General features: G+C 58.4%; 18 protein-coding genes and 2 tRNA genes. 6 read left to right on the forward strand and 14 right to left on the reverse strand.

The window, feature by feature from the left end:
• Positions 1-6: 6 nt before the first annotated feature.
• From HF327_RS16980 to HF327_RS16990, 3 genes are all read right to left on the reverse strand, one after another.
• Entirely contained in the window at positions 7-1,002 is a 996-nt protein-coding gene (locus HF327_RS16980; protein ID WP_198461525.1) for an HD-GYP domain-containing protein, read from the reverse strand.
• A gap of 21 nt (positions 1,003-1,023) precedes the next feature.
• Positions 1,024-1,653 (reverse strand): retropepsin-like aspartic protease family protein, encoded by a 630-nt coding sequence (locus HF327_RS16985; RefSeq protein WP_236024245.1) that lies wholly within the window; start codon positions 1,651-1,653, stop codon positions 1,024-1,026.
• 123 nt (positions 1,654-1,776) lie between these two features.
• The gene (locus HF327_RS16990; RefSeq protein ID WP_198461527.1) at positions 1,777-2,262 is read right to left on the reverse strand and encodes a YajQ family cyclic di-GMP-binding protein; all 486 of its coding nucleotides are present in this window, start codon (positions 2,260-2,262) and stop codon (positions 1,777-1,779) included.
• A gap of 104 nt (positions 2,263-2,366) precedes the next feature.
• On the opposite strand from HF327_RS16990, the gene murB reads away from it, so the two are divergent.
• Positions 2,367-3,464 (forward strand): UDP-N-acetylmuramate dehydrogenase, encoded by a 1,098-nt coding sequence (gene murB / locus HF327_RS16995; protein ID WP_198461528.1) that lies wholly within the window; start codon positions 2,367-2,369, stop codon positions 3,462-3,464.
• Positions 3,465-3,521: 57 nt separating this feature from the next.
• Here murB and HF327_RS17000 read toward each other — a convergent pair whose 3' ends face one another.
• A complete protein-coding gene (locus HF327_RS17000) occupies positions 3,522-4,010 on the reverse strand; it encodes a hypothetical protein (RefSeq protein WP_198461529.1) in 489 nt (162 codons plus the stop codon).
• A 260-nt stretch (positions 4,011-4,270) separates the two neighbouring features.
• Here HF327_RS17000 and phaR point away from each other — a divergent pair, with 260 nt between their 5' ends.
• The 3 genes from phaR to HF327_RS17015 all read left to right on the forward strand — a co-directional run bounded on the left by phaR (position 4,271) and on the right by HF327_RS17015 (position 7,346).
• A complete protein-coding gene (phaR, locus tag HF327_RS17005; protein WP_198461530.1) occupies positions 4,271-4,807 on the forward strand; it encodes a polyhydroxyalkanoate synthesis repressor PhaR in 537 nt (178 codons plus the stop codon).
• 241 nt (positions 4,808-5,048) lie between these two features.
• Positions 5,049-6,431, forward strand: a complete 1,383-nt coding sequence (locus HF327_RS17010; RefSeq protein WP_198461531.1) for a DUF1329 domain-containing protein — start codon at positions 5,049-5,051, stop codon at positions 6,429-6,431.
• A gap of 150 nt (positions 6,432-6,581) precedes the next feature.
• Positions 6,582-7,346 (forward strand): SDR family oxidoreductase, encoded by a 765-nt coding sequence (locus HF327_RS17015; RefSeq protein WP_198461532.1) that lies wholly within the window; start codon positions 6,582-6,584, stop codon positions 7,344-7,346.
• Positions 7,347-7,423: 77 nt separating this feature from the next.
• Here HF327_RS17015 and HF327_RS17020 read toward each other — a convergent pair.
• The 4 genes from HF327_RS17020 to HF327_RS17035 form a co-directional block, all read right to left on the reverse strand.
• A tRNA-Ser gene (locus HF327_RS17020) sits at positions 7,424-7,514 on the reverse strand.
• A gap of 66 nt (positions 7,515-7,580) precedes the next feature.
• Positions 7,581-7,671: transfer RNA gene (locus HF327_RS17025), tRNA-Ser, on the reverse strand.
• Positions 7,672-7,761: 90 nt separating this feature from the next.
• Complete coding sequence (locus HF327_RS17030; RefSeq protein WP_099736544.1) at positions 7,762-8,682, reverse strand: SPFH domain-containing protein; 921 nt, start codon at positions 8,680-8,682, stop codon at positions 7,762-7,764.
• A gap of 101 nt (positions 8,683-8,783) precedes the next feature.
• On the reverse strand, positions 8,784-9,209 hold the full coding sequence (locus HF327_RS17035) for an NfeD family protein (RefSeq protein WP_198461533.1): 426 nt from the start codon (positions 9,207-9,209) through the stop codon (positions 8,784-8,786).
• Between the two features lie 140 nt (positions 9,210-9,349).
• Between HF327_RS17035 and HF327_RS17040 the strand changes: the two genes are divergently transcribed.
• Positions 9,350-11,860 carry an arginine/lysine/ornithine decarboxylase gene (locus tag HF327_RS17040; protein WP_198461534.1) on the forward strand — a complete coding sequence of 837 codons (2,511 nt, stop codon included), beginning with the start codon at positions 9,350-9,352 and terminating at the stop codon, positions 11,858-11,860.
• Between the two features lie 212 nt (positions 11,861-12,072).
• Here HF327_RS17040 and HF327_RS17045 read toward each other — a convergent pair whose 3' ends face one another.
• The 3 genes from HF327_RS17045 to HF327_RS17055 form a co-directional block, all read right to left on the reverse strand.
• Positions 12,073-13,011, reverse strand: coding sequence for a Bug family tripartite tricarboxylate transporter substrate binding protein (locus HF327_RS17045; protein WP_236024254.1), 939 nt, complete (start codon positions 13,009-13,011; stop codon positions 12,073-12,075).
• A gap of 234 nt (positions 13,012-13,245) precedes the next feature.
• A complete protein-coding gene (locus HF327_RS17050; RefSeq protein WP_198461536.1) occupies positions 13,246-14,460 on the reverse strand; it encodes a CaiB/BaiF CoA transferase family protein in 1,215 nt (404 codons plus the stop codon).
• Positions 14,461-14,486: 26 nt separating this feature from the next.
• Positions 14,487-15,431: a hydroxymethylglutaryl-CoA lyase gene (locus HF327_RS17055; RefSeq protein ID WP_198461537.1), complete on the reverse strand. Its 945-nt coding sequence runs from the start codon at positions 15,429-15,431 to the stop codon at positions 14,487-14,489.
• Positions 15,432-15,572: 141 nt separating this feature from the next.
• Between HF327_RS17055 and HF327_RS17060 the strand changes: the two genes are divergently transcribed.
• A complete protein-coding gene (locus HF327_RS17060; protein ID WP_198461538.1) occupies positions 15,573-16,301 on the forward strand; it encodes an IclR family transcriptional regulator in 729 nt (242 codons plus the stop codon).
• A 180-nt stretch (positions 16,302-16,481) separates the two neighbouring features.
• On the opposite strand, the gene HF327_RS17065 is transcribed toward HF327_RS17060, so the two are convergent.
• From HF327_RS17065 to fabI, 3 genes are all read right to left on the reverse strand, one after another.
• Positions 16,482-17,396 carry a DNA ligase gene (locus HF327_RS17065; RefSeq protein WP_198461539.1) on the reverse strand — a complete coding sequence of 305 codons (915 nt, stop codon included), beginning with the start codon at positions 17,394-17,396 and terminating at the stop codon, positions 16,482-16,484.
• A gap of 177 nt (positions 17,397-17,573) precedes the next feature.
• Positions 17,574-18,095, reverse strand: coding sequence for a superoxide dismutase family protein (locus tag HF327_RS17070; protein ID WP_198461540.1), 522 nt, complete (start codon positions 18,093-18,095; stop codon positions 17,574-17,576).
• A gap of 188 nt (positions 18,096-18,283) precedes the next feature.
• Positions 18,284-19,084 (reverse strand): enoyl-ACP reductase FabI, encoded by an 801-nt coding sequence (gene fabI / locus HF327_RS17075; RefSeq protein WP_198461541.1) that lies wholly within the window; start codon positions 19,082-19,084, stop codon positions 18,284-18,286.
• Positions 19,085-19,111 lie beyond the last annotated feature (27 nt).

The raw sequence follows: 19,111 nt of genomic DNA on the forward strand, positions 1-19,111 counted from the left end.
CCTGAGTTATCTAGGCTGGCTGCCGGGGAGCTTGATGACGCGATTGAGCGCCGCGTTGCCGCGAGAGCTGTGTCCGCCTAGCTGCGCCATGGAACGCAGGTCCAGATCCAGCGTCAGCGATGAGCGCGCCAAGGCGGACTGAATGGCGGGTCTGCGCCCATCAAGGTGCCAGATGGGCGGGTACAGGCTTGAGCCATCGCGGTCAATCACGCTGGCAATCTGGGGCTCGTCTGCGGTTTTGCCTCGGCGCAGAACCACGGCCACCTCGCCGTTATCGAGCTGCACATAGGTGCCCGGCGGATAAAGGCCGACGACATCGATCAGCGCCTGTTTGACCTCATCGGCATATTGCTGGCCTTGCTGCAGGATTTGCAGCGATTCGAGGGCCGAGCGGCCGCTACGGGTTTTACGGGGGCTGATCAGCGCGGCATAGCGATCAACCGTGCCCAGAATGCGAACCAGACGCGCCAGCGGCGGCAACTGCGCCAGCGGGGCGGGCGGCAGCACGACATGGTGGTGCTGAACGGTCTCCAGCCAGAGGGTGTCGCGCACCATCAGGCGCTCAAGGACCTGACGGCTTTCTTGCGGGTGCTGCTTGACGGCTTCGGCTTGCGTGCTGCTGAGCGGGGCGCGTTGCTCGGCCAGCTGGTTTTGCAGCAACGTCATGCTGATGTTCATGGTCAGCGAGGCATGAATCAGCGTATCGCGCTCTGACTGAGGCAGGTTCAGCGCCTTCGCCAGAATATGGCACAGGCCTGCGCAGACCACAGCATGCGAGGAGCTGTAACCCACGGTGGTTGAGCTGGCGCGCTGAAACATCAGGTAGAGCGCAGCGTCGGTGTCTTGTGTGATGAGGTCCTGTAGCCAGAGATCAATCTGATGCAGCTTGATGGCGAAACCCGGAATGCGCAGCGGATCGGTCAGCAGAACGGAGAGGGCGGACTCCAGGTCTGACCACAGACCCAGCAGGTCCTCATAAGGTTCGTCGTAGCGTGCGTGCATGAAGAGGGACTTGGGCGGATCTTAGTTTTTTTCCAGCACCATTTCGCTGCCCTTGCGAGTCATATGAAACTGGGCCAGCAGATTGTTGCCAAGCAACACATAGGGCATGGATTCAGGGGCGACGATGGCATCGACGTCGCGGAGCTCTATGTCGCCCAGTTTGACGCTGTCGAGTTTGATTCGCCAGCCTTGCGCGGTGCCGTTGGCTGTGCGCATCAGCATGGGTGCGCCTTTGAGGAAAGGCAGTTCGAGGCGTTCTGCATCGGCTCGGCCAATGGCAATCGTGCTGGCACCGGTGTCCACCATGTATTGCATGGTTTTACCGTTGATCATTCCCCGGTCTATGAAGTGACCCCGGGAATCGGCAATCAACACCAGCTTGCCTGAGCGTGAGCCACCGCCCTGGCCGCCCCGACTGCCCACGCTGACAGGTGCCTCGCCCAGTCGCAGGTTCTGGCGCTGGCCTTTGACGTCCACTACGGCGGCGTCACCATTGATTTGCAGCAGACGAACGCCCTTGTGGCTTTCATTGACTGCAATGGCTTTGGGCGTGCTGCCATCCACCACCAGCAGGGCCTTGCTGCCCAGTACGCCGGTCAATGCGACGGATTGCCCCCAGGCACTGCTGACTGCCAGCGTGGCGATAAGCATGAGCCCCGCGTGACGCCGGTGAGAGGCACTCTGCAAGGGCTGCCCCGCAGCGCAGGTGTCGTTCCCTTCCCGCGAAGCGAGAGAGGGGAAAGCAGCAAAGCTGCGCAGGGGGCGGATCATTGTTTAGTCGCGGAAGTTGTTGAACGACAGGGGGTGGTCAGCCAGGTCCTTGCGAATTAATGCCATGGCAGCCTGCAGGTCGTCGCGCTTGGCACCGGTGATGCGGACTTTGTCTTCCTGAATGGCCGCCTGCACCTTGAGCTTGCTTTCCTTCATCAGCTTCTGCAGTTGCTTGGCCAGATCGGACTCGATACCGTTTTTGACCTTGATGACCTGCTTGACCTTGTCGCCGCCGATTTTTTGGGCCTTCTGAATGTCCAGGAAGCGCACGTCCACATTGCGCTTGGTCAGCTTGTTGCGCAGCAGGTCTTCGACTTGCTGGAGCTGAAACTCGGCATCGCCATACATGGTGATTTCCTTGTCCTTGAGCTCGACGGCGGCCGATGTACCCTTGAAGTCAAAGCGGGTGCCAATTTCCTTGGAGGCGTTGTCGACAGCGTTCTTTACTTCGACGAAGTCGGCTTCGCAAACAGTGTCAAAAGAAGGCATGGTTTTATTCCTATCAGTATCAGAGCAGTAAACAGCCACAGAGCGCCAGCCTGTGATGCGCTGGTTTCCAGCAGCGAGGTGGGCGCAGTGCGACAATTGGATGGATGTTAGTCGAGAAAAATGTTCCCCTGCAGCATTGCAACACCTTTGGCATTGCCGCGCGCGCTGAAACCTTGGTGCGTATTCGTAGCCAGGATGATATTCGCCAGTTTTTGGCCCATCCCCTCTGGGGGCGGCAGCCGGTTTTTGTCCTTGGCGGCGGTAGCAATGTCGTATTGACGGGTGATGTGGCTCCAGTCGTGCTCAAGATGGAAATCATGGGCATGCGGCTGCTGCATGAGACAGACAAACACTGGGTTGTCGAGATCGGCGCGGGCGAGCGCTGGCACGACATGGTGGCCTGGACGCTGGCTCAGGGCTACACAGGGCTGGAGAACATGGCTCTGATCCCCGGTACGGTAGGTGCCGCACCGGTGCAAAACATTGGCGCTTATGGGATGGAGTTGCAGGATCGCTTTGATTCGCTGGATGCGGTTGACTTGGTCACCGGTGAACAGTTCAGTCTGAACGCTGGTCAGTGTGCTTTTGGTTATCGCGATTCCGTGTTCAAGCATGCACCTGCACAGCCCAAGTACTGGCCGGTAACGGGCTCTGCGGCTGTGCCGCGTGGTCTGGGTCTCAAAGGACGGGCCGTGATTACGCATGTGCGACTGGCCTTGCCCAAGGTGTGGCAGCCTGATCTGGGTTATCTGGACTTGCAGCGAAAACAGACGGAAAAAGGGATTGCGCAGCCCACGGCTCAGCAGATTTTTGAATGGGTTTGCGAAATTCGCAGCGCCAAGCTGCCCGACCCCGATGTCATTGGCAATGCGGGCAGCTTCTTCAAAAACCCCACAGTAACGGTCGAGCAGTGCGCGGACATCATCGCGCGCGAGCCAAAAATCGTGCACTACCCCATGGATGACGGCTCGATCAAGCTGGCTGCTGGCTGGCTGATTGATGCCTGTGGCTGGAAAGGCAAGACCATGGGGCGGGCGGGCGTCTATGACAAGCAGGCGCTGGTGCTGGTCAACCGTGGCGACCGCCATAGCGCTGAGGGTAGCGTGAGCGGCGGAGAGGTGATGACGCTGGCAGGTGCTATTCAGACCAGTGTTTATGAGCGCTTTGGCATTCGGCTAGAGCCAGAGCCGGTGGTGATTTAAGCCATTGCGCACAAGAAAAAAGGAGCTGTTAGCTCCTTTTTTGATAGCTATTAGCGCTTATTTCCAGAAGGCTGGGCGCAGTAAAATACCAGAAATACGGTAGGGGGGCTTAGGCTCCACAGCCAGTTCCATAGGCACAAAGCCCTTGGTGCAATTCAGCAAAACGCTGGTGGCCAGAGGCGTAGTGCTTTCCATGCGGCCTGCTGCCTGGCAGCTGCCGACACCCGTGCGAATCGATTCCAGTGCTTTTTGCACATTGTCGATGGGCGACTGTTTCAGGAACTCTTCATTGAAGTTGCTGGCGGCCAGCTTGGACTTGCCTTCAATGGCTGTCACCACCGCTTGCAGACGCTTGCGCAGCGCCGCATCTGCGGCTTGTGCATCGACGTTGGCAGGGGCAGCTGGTGCTGCGGTGGGGGCGGCAGCCTTGGCGTTGTCGGCTGCGGGTGCGTCGGTCTGTGCCTGTGCCTGTGCGCCGGTCATGAAGCCAGCAGTGGCCAGCAAGGTGCTCAGGCAAAGAGCGTGACGTGTTTTTGTGAAACTCATTCGTTAACCTTTCGTCAAACAACGCAGGCACTGTAAACCTTCTGCAAGGGTTTCTTTGCAAGACCGGAGCCTGTTTTTTGTGAATAAATGGCAAAGATGGGTTTGTGTAGGTGAAAACGGTACATCTTTGTTGCTGTTGATACAGCGCAGCCCGTCAGGGTTACTGCTTGCCGTTGCTGCTCCATGCACTGCCTAAAATCTGTTGCACTGCAATAGCTCAATGGATAACGGGGCCGATCCCCAATTAAAAAGGACTTGCGATGCAAGAGAACACAGAGGGCGAAGCTCATGCGGCAAAGCAGCGGCTCATCAAGAAATACCCCAATCGGCGTCTGTATGACACGAAAACTTCTTCCTACATCACGCTGGCTGAGGTTAAGCAACTCGTGATGGATAGCGAAGATGTGGTGATTCGGGATGCCAAGACCAATGAAGAACTGACGCGTTCTATCTTGCTGCAGATCATTCTGGAAGAGGAAGCGGGCGGTGCTCCCATGTTTTCCGAAGCGATGCTGGCCAACATTATTCGCTTTTACGGCCACGCCATGCAGGGCTTTATGGGTACGTATATCGAGAAAAACGTGCAGATGTTCACGGACTTGCAGACCCAACTGTCTGGCCAGTCGCAAGCAGCAGCTCCCGAGGCCTGGAAGCAGTTCATGAGCATGCAGCCCCCAGCCATGCAAGCCATGATGGGCAACTATATGGAGCAGTCGCAGACGGTGCTCACGCAAATGCAGGAGCAGATGCAAAAGCAGACGGAGCAGATGCTGGGTGTGTTTGGTATCAAGCGCTGAACGCTGAATTGGGGTTTTTAAGAGGCGGGCCAAATGGCCCGCTTTTTTGTGCCTGCTTTGTTTCGCTGTGGTGGGGCGGCAAGAGGTCTGGATGCGCTAGTCCCAATTGACGATGCCTGTGCGTGCTGTCAATCGAACAATGATTTCGGCGCTTCCGAAGTACGTAGTACGTAGAGGTGAGTGTGCGCGATGAGAGTTTGAGCAACAACAAATGCAAGCAATGCATTCAAGGAGACTAGGCATGAAGGTTGGTATGGCGCCCCGTTTGTTGGCGGCCTTGACAGTGGGAGTGTTGGCCACAGGTTCAGTGTGGGCCAAAGCAACGGCGGATGAGGTTGCAAAACTGGGTAAGTCGCTCAATTGCACGGGCGGCGAAAAAGCAGGGACGGCCAGTGGGGTGCCGGAGTTCACTGGTAAATGGCTGGGTGTGCCAGCGGGTGTAAAGTACACGCCGCATACGGGGCAGCACCCGGTAGATCCGTATGCGAATGAAAAGCCGTTGTTCACGATTACGGCTGAAAATTTGAGCCAGTATGCAGAGCGCTTGACTGAAGGTCAGAAGGCGATGTTTGCCAGGTATCCTCAGACTTTCCGTATCCCTGTGTACACCGGTCACCGGGACTTCCGCTTTACAGATGCGACCTGCGCTTCTGCCAAGAAGAATGCTCAGGATGCTGTGGTCAACTCCGATGGTTTGGGTGTGACTGGTGCCGTCAAGGGTGCGCTGCCGTTTCCCATTCCAAAGAATGGTCTAGAGCTGGCATTCAATAATTTGCTGCCTTCGCGTGCCTACACCGAAGAAACGTTGCGCGATAACGGCATTGTTTTTGCCGATAAAAGCATTGTTTACGGGCGTGCCGATAACAAGGCCCTCAGCCCTGTTCAGGCGGTCGATGTAGCGGGTCAGCCGCTGGTGGGTGCGATGTCTCAGACCATCAATATCACCAAGCTGCCTGAGCGCGAAAAAGGCAGTGTGAGCGTGATTGCCGAGCCTCTGGACTTTGGCAAGGACAAACGACTGGGTTGGAGCTACGACCCCGGCACCCGCCGCGTACGCCAGTTGCCCGAATACGGTTTTGACCAGCCTTTGTCTGGCACCGGTGGCAAGCTGACGATTGACTCTGATCGTTTGTTCAATGGCTCACCGGAGCGCTACAACTGGAAGTCGTTGGGCAAGAAGGAGGTCTACGTTCCTGCCAATGCGTACAAGGTTCACGCCAATACCGTGAAGTATGTTGACTTGCTCAAGCCCGGCCATGCGAGTCCAGATTTCCTGCGCTACGAACTGCGCCGCGTCTGGGTGCTGGAAGCCACTCTGAAATCCGGCTACCGCCATATGTACGGCAAGCGCGTCTTGTTCCTTGATGAGGATACAGGCCAAGCTGTCATGAGCGATTTCTACGATGCACGTGGGCAGCTGTGGCAGTACGGTCTGGTTAACTATTACTACGCGTTTGACGCGAATGTCTGGCATGCCGGCACCAGCTTCTATCACGACCTGAATTCGGGCGCCTATGTGGCTTACAACTTGTTCCAGGAGCGTCCGCTGGGTCCGATCTTGAACAAGGGCAATCTGGATGCATCCATGTTCACGCCTCAGGCGGCTCGTAATGCAGGTAACTGATCAAGCATGAAGATGGTTAATAGCTTTTGGCATGCCTTGAAGTGGCTGCGAGCTATTGGTTTTTCAAGGTAGGAGGCGCTTGCGCCTCCTTTTTTATGGTCTGAAAAATAGCTCGTCGAGGGCTGAGAAAAAATCAAGAGGAGACAGGTAATGGCAAATCGTTTGCAGGGTAAGGTGGCCTTGGTCACAGGTGGAGCCAGTGGTGTGGGTCTGGAAGTCGTGAAGCTGCTGCTGGGTGAAGGTGCCAAAGTGGCATTCAGCGATATCAATGAAGCCGTGGGTCAGCAGCTGGCCGCGGAACTGGGTGAGCGCTCCATGTTTGTCCGCCACGACGTGAGCAGTGAAGTGGAGTGGACGAGCGTTATGGCTGCCGTGCAGCAGCGCATGGGCACGCTCAACGTGCTGGTCAATAACGCAGGTATTTTGCTGCCTGGTGATATAGAGACTGGGCGAGTCGAGGACTTTAGCCGCTTACTCAAGATCAACACCGAATCGGTCTTCCTCGGTTGCCAGCAAGGAATTATTGCAATGAAGGAGGCCGGCGGCTCCATCATCAATATGGCATCAGTGTCGAGTTGGTTGCCGGTTGAGCAATATGCGGGCTACAGCGCTAGCAAGGCCGCAGTTTCGGCTCTGACGCGCGCTGCTGCGTTGAACTGCCGCAAGCAGGGCTATGCAATTCGCGTGAACTCCATTCACCCTGACGGAATTTATACGCCAATGATGCAGGCGTCTTTGCCCAAGGGCGTGTCAAAGGAAATGGTGCTGCATGACGCCAAGCGCAATCGTGGTGGCCGCGCTTATATGCCTGAGCGCATCGCGCAGCTCGTGCTGTTCTTGGCCAGCGATGAATCCAGTGTCATGAGCGGCAGCGAGCTGCATGCCGACAATTCGATTCTGGGCATGGGTCTTTAATTCTGATGCCTCGCTAATGCGGGGTATGAATCGAAAAACAAAAAAGGCCTTGAATTTCTTCAAGGCCTTTTTGTTTTTGGCGGAGCAGGCGGGATTCGAACCCGCGGTGGGCTATTAACCCACACACGCTTTCCAGGCGTGCGACTTAAACCACTCATCCACCGCTCCACGCGATACCGGAATACTTCATTTCTGAAGTAAAAAATCAAGTGTGATCAACTTGATTTTAAAACTTGGCGGAGCAGGCGGGATTCGAACCCGCGGTGGGCTATTAACCCACACACGCTTTCCAGGCGTGCGACTTAAACCACTCATCCACCGCTCCGTGTTTGAAGCCGCTATTCTAACCAGAAATTCCGGCGTCAAAATGAAAGTGCAGCAAGTTATTTTCTGCACGCTTCATCAAGGTGTGTGATCAGACGCTCTTGCCCACTTGCATCATCTTCATGGCGGAAGTGATCAGGCCAGAAACCTCGGTCATGTTGGCAGGGATGACCAGCGTGGTATTGGAGTCAGCGGCCACCTTGCTATAGGCTTCCACAGCGCTTTCTGCGACCTTGAGCTGAACGGCCTGTTCACCGCCTGGCTGGCGAATGGCCGTTGCCACGCGTTCCAGAGCCTGACCGGTCGCTTCGGCCACGGTCGTAATCGCAGAGGCTTCGCCTTGGGCTTTGTTGATGGCGGCCTGCTTTTCACCCTCAGAGCGGGCGATGAAGGCTTCACGCTCGCCGGTGGCGATGTTGATCTGTTCCTGGCGGCGGCCTTCGGAGGCCGCGATCAGGGCGCGCTTTTCACGCTCGGCGGTGATCTGCGCTTGCATGGCGCGCAGAATTTCAGCGGGCGGTGTCAGGTCCTTGATTTCATAACGCAGCACCTTGACGCCCCAGTTCAGCGCAGCTTCGTCAATAGCGTTGACGACCTGAGCGTTGATCATGTCGCGCTCTTCAAAGGTCTTATCCAGTTCCAGCTTGCCGATCACACTGCGCAGCGAGGTTTGGGCCAGCTGGGTCACGGCCATGATGTAGTTGGACGAACCGTAGCTGGCGCGCATGGGGTCTGTGACCTGGAAGTACAGAATGCCATCCACGGTCAGCTGCGTGTTGTCGCGCGTAATACAGACTTGGCTGGGCACATCCAGCGGGATTTCCTTCAGGCTGTGCTTGTACGCTACGCGGTCGACAAAGGGGATCAGAAAATTCAGACCGGGGGTGAGGGTGCCTGCGTACTTGCCCAGACGCTCTTTGACCCATGCATGCTGCTGGGGCACGACCTTGATCGAACGCACGATAAAGATGACGGCAATGATGGCGATGGCGAGAGGAACTGCGTAATCCATATTGTCTCCAGCCCTTGTGGGGGCGTTGATGTGAAGAAGAGGGTGAAATTTTCAGCCCTCAGCATAGCCATGCCGGGGCTGAGAAATGTGCTGATTGGGGCTCAGACTTTGTCAACAAGAAGGCGGTTGCCCACCACTTCGGCCACGCGGTGCGGGCCGGGCATGGTCAGTGCGCCCGTGCGGCAGATCACGGTCCAGGTGGCACCGCGGTAGCGAACCTGTGCCGTGCCGTCGGAGTTCCACTGTTCTACGACCACGGTTTCACCCACATCCATGTTGACATCACGATTGCTGGAGGCGGGCTGTCTGCGTGGACTGCGCTTGCGCAGCAGATAGCAGACGAAGACGGCGCCAGCGCCCAGCAGTGCTGCAGCCACAATCTGGGTGCTGGTGCCCTGACCAAAGTGGGCACATAGCGCGCCGACCATGGCACCCAGGGCCAGCATGAGGAGGTAAAAAGTACCGGTCAAAAGCTCTGCAATGACTAGTAAACCTGCAAGCAACCACCACGCGGTGGAATGATCCATACCTGAGCTCCTGTTTGTGGCTTGTATTTAGTGCACCACATTCTGGGTTAAAAACAGCCTGTTTCAAAGCCGCAATAAGGATATTCCTTACACTTCGCGGCTGTTTCGTTTTTTAGGCCTGATTGGTACGGAGGCTGTCCATGAAGTTTCGCTTTCCCATTGTCATCATCGACGAAGACTACCGTTCCGAGAACACCTCGGGACTGGGCATTCGCGCCCTTGCTCAAGCTATTGAAGAAGAGGGCTTTGAAGTTCTGGGTGTGACCAGCTACGGAGATCTCTCGCAGTTCGCTCAGCAGCAAAGCCGCGCCAGTGCCTTTATTTTGTCGATTGACGACGAGGAATTCCAGCTCGGCGGCGACAAAGATCCCATCATTCACAGCCTGCGCAGCTTCATCGGTGAAGTGCGTCGCAAGAATGAAGATGTGCCCATCTACATCTACGGTGAGACCAAGACCAGTCGCCACCTGCCCAACGACATTCTGCGTGAGCTGCACGGCTTCATTCACATGTTCGAGGACACCCCTGAGTTCGTGGCCAAGCACATCATCCGCGAAGCCAAGGGCTACCTGGAAGGCGTGCAACCCCCGTTCTTCAAAGCGCTGCTGGACTACGCCGAAGACGGCTCCTACAGCTGGCACTGCCCCGGTCACTCGGGCGGCGTGGCGTTTTTGAAGAGCCCTGTGGGCCAGATGTACCACCAGTTCTACGGTGAAAACATGCTGCGTGCCGACGTCTGCAATGCCGTGGAAGAGCTGGGCCAGCTGCTGGACCACAACGGTGCCATCGGCGAGTCCGAGCGCAACGCTGCGCGCATCTTCAATGCCGATCACTGCTACTTTGTGACCAACGGCACATCGACGTCCAACAAGATCGTCTGGCACCACACTGTGGCCCCGGGCGACGTGGTGGTGGTGGACCGCAACTGCCACAAGTCCATCCTGCACTCCATCATCATGACGGGTGCGATTCCGGTGTTCCTCAAGCCCACGCGCAACCATTTCGGCATCATCGGCCCCATCCCGCAAAGCGAGTTCTCGATCGAGTCCATTCAGGCCAAGATTGCAGCCAACCCGTTGCTCAAGGGTGTGGATGCCAAGACCGTCAAACCCCGTGTGCTGACGCTGACGCAGTCCACTTACGACGGCGTTCTCTACAACACCGAAACCATCAAGAGCATGCTGGACGGCTATGTGGCCAACCTGCACTTTGACGAGGCATGGTTGCCTCACGCGGCTTTCCACCCCTTCTATGGCAGCTACCACGCCATGGGCAAGAAGCGCAAGCGCCCGGTGCACTCGGTGGTCTATGCCACCCAGTCCATCCACAAGCTGCTGGCTGGTATCAGCCAGGCATCGCATGTGCTGGTGCAGGATTCGCAGACCGAAAAGCTGGATCACCCGCTGTTCAACGAGGCGTACCTGATGCACACCTCGACCAGCCCCCAGTACAGCATCATTGCCAGCTGCGACGTGGCTGCCGCCATGATGGAGCCGCCCGGCGGCACGGCGCTAGTGGAAGAGTCGATTCTGGAAGCGCTGAACTTCCGCCGCGCCATGCGCAAGGTGGAAGACGAGTTTGGCGACGACGACTGGTGGTTTGAGGTCTGGGGTCCCGAGGCTCTGGCCGAAGAAGGCGTGGGCCTGGCCCAGGACTGGATCATCCGCGGCAAGCACGCATCGACCAAGACCAAGGCCAAGAAGAGCGGCAAAGAGTTTGACAACTGGCACGGCTTTGGCGATCTGGCTGACGGCTTCAACATGCTGGACCCCATCAAGTCCACCATCGTCACACCGGGTCTGGATCTGGACGGCGATTTTGATGACACGGGCATTCCTGCGTCCATCGTTACCAAGTATCTGGCTGAGCACGGCGTGGTGGTTGAGAAGACCGGCCTGTATTCGTTCTTCATCATGTTCACCATCGGCATCACCAAGGGCCGCTGGAACACCATGCTGACGGCGCTGCAGCAGTTCAAGGACGACTACGACCGCAACCAGCCGCTGGCACGCATCCTGCCCGAGTTTATTCAGCAGCACCGCCGTTACGAGCGCATGGGCCTGAAGGACTTGTGCCAGCACGTGCACGAGCTGTACGCCAAGTACGACATTGCGCGCCTGACGACCGAGATGTATCTGTCGGACCTCAAGCCCACGATGAAGCCCTCGGACGCCTACGCCCACATTGCCCAGCGCAAGACCGAGCGTGTGGAAATCGACAATCTGGTAGGCCGCACCACCGTGGGTCTGGTCACGCCATACCCACCGGGCATTCCGCTGTTGATTCCTGGTGAAGTCTTCAACAAGAAGATCGTGGACTATCTTTTGTTCGCCCGCGAATTCGCGAAGATGGCCCCTGGCTTTGAGACCGATATTCACGGTCTGGTCGAGCTGGAAGGTGAAGACGGCGAAGTGCGCTACTACGCCGACTGCGTGGCGGAGTCCAGCGTTCACCCCGAGCCTGTGAAGAAGGTTGTAGCGGCGAAAAAGCCTGCAGCCAAGAAAGTCGCTGCAAAGCCGGCCGCCAAAGCGCCAGCCAAAGCACCAGTCAAGACGCCAGCTAAAACCGCGGTGAAAGTTGCAGCCAAGCCTGCCGCTAAATCGACAGCCAAGCCCGCCGTCAAAGCTGCAGTCAAAAAGCCCAGCAAGTAAGCACGCTGGCCGCTTGCGGTCGGCACAGCAGATCAAGCCCGAAGTTTCAAAGCTTCGGGCTTTTTTCTTGTCTGCTCGGTGCGTGGCTTCGGTGTTGCTCTATCAAAAAGGATAGCAGCTAGCGCATGTGATCAATGGGTTTCAGTACCTAAAAGCTTTGAAGCCCAATGGAAGCAGTCGCAAGAAGCTATGGATTCATGAGTGAAAAGCGCTTATTCCAGCTGAATCTTGGCGTCTCGAATCAGCGTTGCCCAGCTGTTTTGTTCTTTTTGCAGATAGTTCGCGGCGTCCTGCATGCTGCCACCCAGGGGGGTGCTGCCTTCGTCCTGCAGCTGTTTGAGCACCGCAGGATCCTGCAAGGCCTTGTTGACCGCAGTATTGAGCTTTTTGGCAATCTCGGCATTCGTGTTCTTGGGGGCGACGATCAGCTTCCAGTCCACGGCTTCAAATCCGGGAAAGCCGGATTCGGCCACGGTGGGTACTTCGGGCAATATGGTCAGGCGTTTGGCCGAGCTGACGGCCAGCGCACGCAGGCGTTTGCCCTTGAGCATGGGGTAGACCGCTTGCGGCGTCCCGAACATGTAATGCGTTTGCTTGCCCAGCAAGTCCGTGATGGCAGGCGCTGCGCCTTTGTAGGGAATATTGAGCACCTTGATGCCGGCCTTGAAGGACAGCATTTCGCCCGCCAGATGGCCCACGGTGCCGGTGGAAGCCAGGCCTTGCTTGATATTGCCGGGCTCGGCTTTGGCGGCTTTGATTAAATCCTGGATGGATTTCCATGGTGAATCGGCGGGCACGACCAACACCACGGGCTGGGCCGCGACCAGGGCGACAGGCAGTAGATCCGTCTTGGGGTTGAAGGGCATGCTGGGCAGCAGGGCAGGGTTGATGGCCAGGTTGGCCGTCTGGCCTAGGCCGAAGGTATAGCCGTCGGGCGCTGCCTTGGCCACCGTGTCCAGGCCGATATTGCCGCCCGCGCCGGGCTTGTTCTCCACCACCATCGTCCAATGGTTGGCGGTGCTCACGCGCTCGCTGATCAGGCGGGCCACCGCATCGGTGCCACCACCCGGGGTAAAGGGAACGACCATGCGAAGTGCTTTGGCAGGCCATGGCGCAGGCTGAGCCAGTGCGGAGCCTGCGGTCATGGCCATCAAGGCCGTGGCAGCAAGTGCCTTGCGGCGGCTGATGCCAGGTTTGGTGGGGTGAAATAAGGGCTGGTGCTTCATGGTCTTGTCTCCTGAGATGTAGAAATTTTGGGTAATAGCCATCCCTGCAGGCACGGCAAGCGTCCTGCTCCAGGGTTGGATTGGGGTAGCGCGATAGGTTCGCGCGGTGTTCAGTGACGCGGGAGCGTCAGCTACCGGCTTTTCATGGCCGGTGTTGGCTCAGGCGGCCTGACCTTGTGCCAGGGTGCGGGCTTGTTCTGGGCTATAGCCCAGGGCGGTCAGAATCTCCAGGCTGTGCTCTCCCAGCTTGGGTGGTGACAGGCGCACCTCCAGGTGTTTGCCGTCCAGGGTCAGCGGCAGCAGCACGGTTTTGCTCTCGCGGCCATCGGGTAGCTGGATGGGTGCCAGTGCGCCCGTGGCGTTCAGGTGCGGGTCGTCCAGCAGATCGTGGGGGCGAACAATGGGGGCAAAAGGCAGGCCTTTTTCCTCGAAGACCTGGGCAATATGTGCGCCGCTGTAGGCCGACATTTTTTCGCGCAGCAGCGGCATTAGCCAGCTGCGGGCCTGAACGCGGTCGTTGTTGCTGCCCAGGCGAGGATCACCGTGCAGCTCGCCCAGGTCAAAGGCATTGCAGAACTCGCGCCACGCGCCGTCGCTGACCACGGCCAGAAAGATCTGCTCGCCGTCCTTGACTTCGAACACGTCGTAAATGGCCCAGGCTGAGATGCGTGCCGGCATGGGCGCAGCGGGCTTGCCGGTGACGGCATACTGCATCATGTGCTGGGCAATCAGGAACACATTGTTCTCGAATAGTGCGCTTTGCACCTCCTGGCCTTTGCCGGTTTTCTCACGCTGAGCCAAGGCCGCCATGGCCCCCATGGCGCCAAACATGCCGCCCATGATGTCGTTGACGCTGGTGCCTGCGCGCAGCGGATCGCCGGTGCGACCCGTCATATAGGCCAGTCCGCCCATCATTTGCACGACTTCATCGAGTGCCGTGCGGTGCTCGTAAGGGCCGGGCAGAAAACCTTTGTGGCTCACATAGATCAGGCGGGGAAACTGCGCTTTGAGGCTTTCATAGTCCAGCCCCAGCTTTTGCATGGTGCCGGGCTTGAAGTTCTCGGTCACCACATCGGCGGTGGCAATCAGTTTGAGGGCGGCTTCCTTGCCTTCGGGGGTCTGCAAATCCAGGGTCAGGCTTTTCTTGTTGCGGTTGAATAGCGGGAAGAAACCGGAGCCTGAGCCCAGCAGCTTGCGCGTGGCGTCACCATTGCGGCCATGACCCACGGGCTCAACCTTGATGACTTCGGCGCCCATGTCAGCCAGCATCAGGCCGCAGCTGGGGCCCATGACCATGTGGGTGAATTCGACCACGCGAATGCCGGCGTAGGGCAGGGAGCTGGCGGGGCTTGGGGGATTGCTGGAGGAGTGCATGTGCGTCTCGTTTGTTGTTGTGGGGGTCAGTGCGTGGAATACGGATGAGGTACAAAGCCTTTGGGCAGGCCTGCAGGTGGCAGCATGCCGTAAAGCGCCTCGCCCGGCAGACCAGCGGCCAGCGCATTTCGCGCAGCAAGCAGTCGCTCAATATCAATACCGGTACGTATGCCCATGGCTTCGAACATAAAGACCAGATCTTCTGTCACCACATTTCCGGATGCGCCGGGTGCGTAAGGGCAGCCGCCCAGGCCGGCCTGCGATGCATCAAAGGTGCGCACACCGGCTTCATAGGCAGCCAGGCAATTGGCCAGACCCAGTCCACGCGTGTTGTGCATATGCGCAGCACCTGCGTGATCACCGAGTTCGCTGCGCAGCCGCGTGAACAGGCGCTTGACCTGAGCCGGGTTCGCCATGCCCGTGGTGTCAGACAGGCCCGATTCATTCGCGCCCGCCGCCACGCAGGCCACGGACAGCGCAATCACATCATCTTCAGGGACCAGACCTTGCAGAGTGCAGCCAAAAGCGGTGGAGATGCCCGCCTCGATATGCACCTGCGGCGCAAGGTCGTCACGTAATTGGGCAATGGCACGCACTTCCTCCACCATCTGCTGGTGTGTCTTGCGCACATTGGCCATGGAATGCGCGGGGCTGGCCGACACGGGCAAGGTGATCTTGTGCACGCCAGCGCGCATGGCCGCTTCTGCGCCCTTGATATTGGGCACCAGAGCCATGACGGTGACGCCGCTGTGCTGGATGGCATGGGTGACGATTTGCGCAGCATCGGCCATTTGCGGCAAGAGTTTGGGCGAGACAAAGGAGCCGACCTCGATCTCCTGCACACCTGAGGCAACCAGGCCGTCAATCCATGCGCATTTGTGGGCGGTGCTCATGGTGGTGGAAATCGATTGCAGACCGTCACGGGGACCGACTTCACTGATCAAGACGTCGAAACGAGATGGGGATGACATGGGGTGCCTGACCTGAATTCAATGCTTGCTTTGCAGCAAAGGCAGTGTTGTAATGAGTTCTATCTAATAGAATAAAGTTCTCTCTGTTGAAATATTGCCCTGCGTCTTGATGTCCTGTCAAGCGGCAGGGTTGGAGTTTTCATGCCGCGTAAATCTCAAACTGAATCCCTTGCCGATGAAAACGCGGCACCCGGTGGCGTGGCCGCAGTTGACCGGGCCTTGAGCCTGCTGGCGGCTTTTGGTGATCGCGATGACGGCTTGAGCCTGTCCCAGTTGGCCGAACGCACGCGCATGTACAAAAGCACGGTGCTGCGCCTGCTGGCATCACTGGAGCACGGTGGCTGGATCACCAGGCTGGACGATGGGCGCTATGCGGTGGGGGCGGCCGTGGCGCGCTTGCACAGGGTGTATGCGCAGAATTTTTCGCTGGACAGCGTGGTCATGCCGGTGCTCAAAGCACTGGTGCAGGCCACGGGCGAGAGCGCCGCCTACCATGTGCGCCAAGGGCGCGAGCGGCTCTGCCTGTACCGCGTGGATTCACCACACCCCGTGCGTGACCATGCGCGCGCGGGTGATTTGCTGCCGCTGGACAAGGGTGCAGGCGGGCGGGTGCTGGTGGCTTTTGATCCGGAGCTGGGCGACTGGCAGAAGAAAAACCGCAACCACTATGCGCGGGTGCGGGCCGATGGCTACGAGGCCTTGGTGGGTGACAGGCACAGCGAGATTGCCGGCATCTCTGCCCCTGTGTTCCGCCAGAGCGGGGAGCTGGCCGCAGCCTTGACGCTGACCATGCCTGCGCACCGTTATGAGGAGCATTACGTCAAAAACGTGCTGCAGGCGGCGCGAGAGCTGGGGGCACAGCTGGTTTGAGGGTCAAGGCCCTCTAAAAAAATTCTTGATATGTCGGCGCGAAGCCTGGCCCTACCTGTTGTATTGCCTGTGGCTTCGCGCATCGTCCCTACCGTCAAGCTTCGGTTGACTGGGGCGTGTTAGCGGTTCTCAGTAAAAATGGCTGTACCGCTTTACTAGCAAGCGCGAGCAGCTATGAATTTATGGCGTGATCGCTTCAGGCTGAAAGCCAGGTTCGTCGCGTACTCGCATAAAGCGTGCAAAGCGCGGCAGGCCGCTTTTTTCATGCAGTCCCTGATAGCGGTAGGTGACCCAGCTTCCCAGCGGCGGCGGGTTTTTGCGCTGCTCGGCACTCAGTCCCGTGCCCAGCGCAAACTGCAGCCCCTGCGGGCTTTGCACGATAAGTGCCCCGGTCATGCCCAGCCATTGGCCGCGCCCGGGCTTGTAGCCAATGACTTTGGCTTCGGCATCGTCAAACGGTTTGAGCTTGAGCAGATCATCGCTGCGACCACTGCGATAGGGCGCGCTGCCTTTGTGCAGCATCAGACCTTCGCCGCCATCTTTGACGACTTGATTCAGCAAGGCCTGCAGTTGCGCTTCGCTACTCAATTTTTGCTGGGCCACTATTTGCACCCAGGGCTGCTTGATTTTGTCCACGGTCTGCTTGAGCTGCGGCAGGCGTTGGTCAAAGCTGCCAGGGGCGGCAGGCAGGTCAAACACCATGAACTGCATGCGCCGCCATGCCGTATCGCTGGGCTGGATCTGTGCCGTGGTGGCCTGGGCATGAGAGAAATGGCCGTGCCCGGCCCAGAGCTCGCCATCCATTGGCGTGGCAGGCCAGCCTTGGGTAAACCAGCTTGGCGCTGTGATCACCTGCCCGCCACGGCTGATGAGCTGACGCCCATTCCAGTAACCGCGCACGCCGTCCAGCTTTTCGCTGACCCAGTAGTCCTGCAATGGCAGGTTGCTGCGCCAGATATGGGCCAGCATCAGCGGTGGCGGCTGTGCTGCCGATTGAGCGAGTACCGGTAAACTCAGAAAAAGGCAGGCACAAAGAAGGCAACGCCAAAGCCAGTTCAGTGACTGGGGCCACAGAGCGGACGGCAAAACAGGCATGGCGATCTCCTGGTGGGTGGGCAACCCATGCCAGGGCGGTGGGTGCCGGCTGTCGATGAGATGTCCGCTTTGATATCAAAAGAATAGCTGTTTGTTCTTTCTGCGAAAGCGGTTGAGGCCGATTGGGTATAAAAAAGCCGCCGCACGGCGGCAGCGGCTTTTCGAGAGTTAGCGGCCTCAGTTGCGCGCGATCACGGCACAGGCAATGCGTGCGCCGGCATTGCCTGTGGGCTGGGTGGTGTAGTCATCGGGCTGGGCGTGGACGATGACGGCGCGGTCAATGACATTCCCGGGGCCGGCCAGCAAGGTGATGTCACGCGACTGCACATTGACGCTGGCGACGCCGTTGGAGTCGGCCTTCAGGCTGGGCAGGTCGCCCATATGGTGCTGGGTGGTGTCATATTTGCCATGCGGGTTGCCCATGGGATTGAAGTGACCCGCTGCGGCATTGCCGTTGTCACCGCAATCGCCCTTGTCGTGGATGTGAAAGCCGTGCTCCGAATTGGGCTTGAGACCATAAATCACGGCACTGATCATGACCTGCTGGCCTTCTTTTTGGGTGAACTTCACATCACCGCTGACTTTGCTGCCCGAGGTGGGCTGAAGCTTGGCAATGGCCTGTGCGGGCTGGGGTGCGGGGGTGCTGCAGGCAGCCAGTGCCGCGGTGGAGAGGGCGAGAAGCAGAAAGCGATATGGCATGGCAATCCTCTTAAAGTAGTGGTGGAAATACCTTGAAACCATAGCGGCTGCGCCCGCTGCTGCTTGTAGGGCGAGGGCGAAGATCTCGTCTGCGCGTTGCGAAAACTCCAACGAAAAGTACATGTGCCAAGCACAAAGCCCCGCAGGCTTTGCAACCTGCGGGGCTTTGAAGCGTCAGCTTTGGGGGCTTAGACCTGATCGGAAGACAGGCCAGCCGTCTGGCTGAAACCGCCGTCCACATAGGTGATTTCAGCGGTCACGCCAGATGCCAGATCGGACAGCAGGAAGGCGGCGACATTGCCCACGTCTTCAATGGTCACGTTGCGGCGCAGGGGCGATGCATCGGCCACGCGGCCGAGCAGCTTGCCAAAGTCCTTGATGCCCGAGGCGGCCAAGGTCTTGATAGGGCCGGCCGAGATGCCGTTGGCGCGGATGGCGCGGCCGTCTTCGGTGCGGCCCACGGCTTCTGCCAGGTAGCGCACGGAGGCTTCCAGCGATGCCTTGGCCAGGCCCATGGTGTTGTAGTTGGGGATGGAGCGCAGGGCACCCAGGTACGACAGGGTCAGCAGCGAAGACTTGTCGTTCAGGAACGGCATGGCGGCCTTGGCCATTGCGGGGAAGCTGTAGGCGCTGATGTCGTGCGCGATTTTGAAAGATTCGCGTGACAGACCATCGAGGAAGTTGCCTGCAATGGCTTCGCGGGGTGCAAAACCGATGGAGTGCACGAAACCGTCGAACTTGCCCCAGACAGCGCCCAGGTCGGCAAACATCTTGTCGATTTGCTCGTCGCTGCCCACGTCGCAGTCAAAGACCAGCTTGGAGTCAAAGTCGGCTGCGAACTCGGTGATACGGTCCTTGAAGCGTTCGCCTACATAGCTGAATGCCAGCTCTGCGCCTTGTGCGTGGCAGGCCTTGGCGATGCCGTAGGCGATGGAACGGTTGGACAGAACGCCCGTGATCAGCAGCTTTTTACCGGCGAGAAAACCCATTGTTGATCTCCAGAGAAAATTGAAAGA

Source organism: Comamonas suwonensis, from assembly GCF_012844455.2.
Taxonomy (GTDB): Bacteria; Pseudomonadota; Gammaproteobacteria; order Burkholderiales; family Burkholderiaceae_C; genus Comamonas; species Comamonas suwonensis.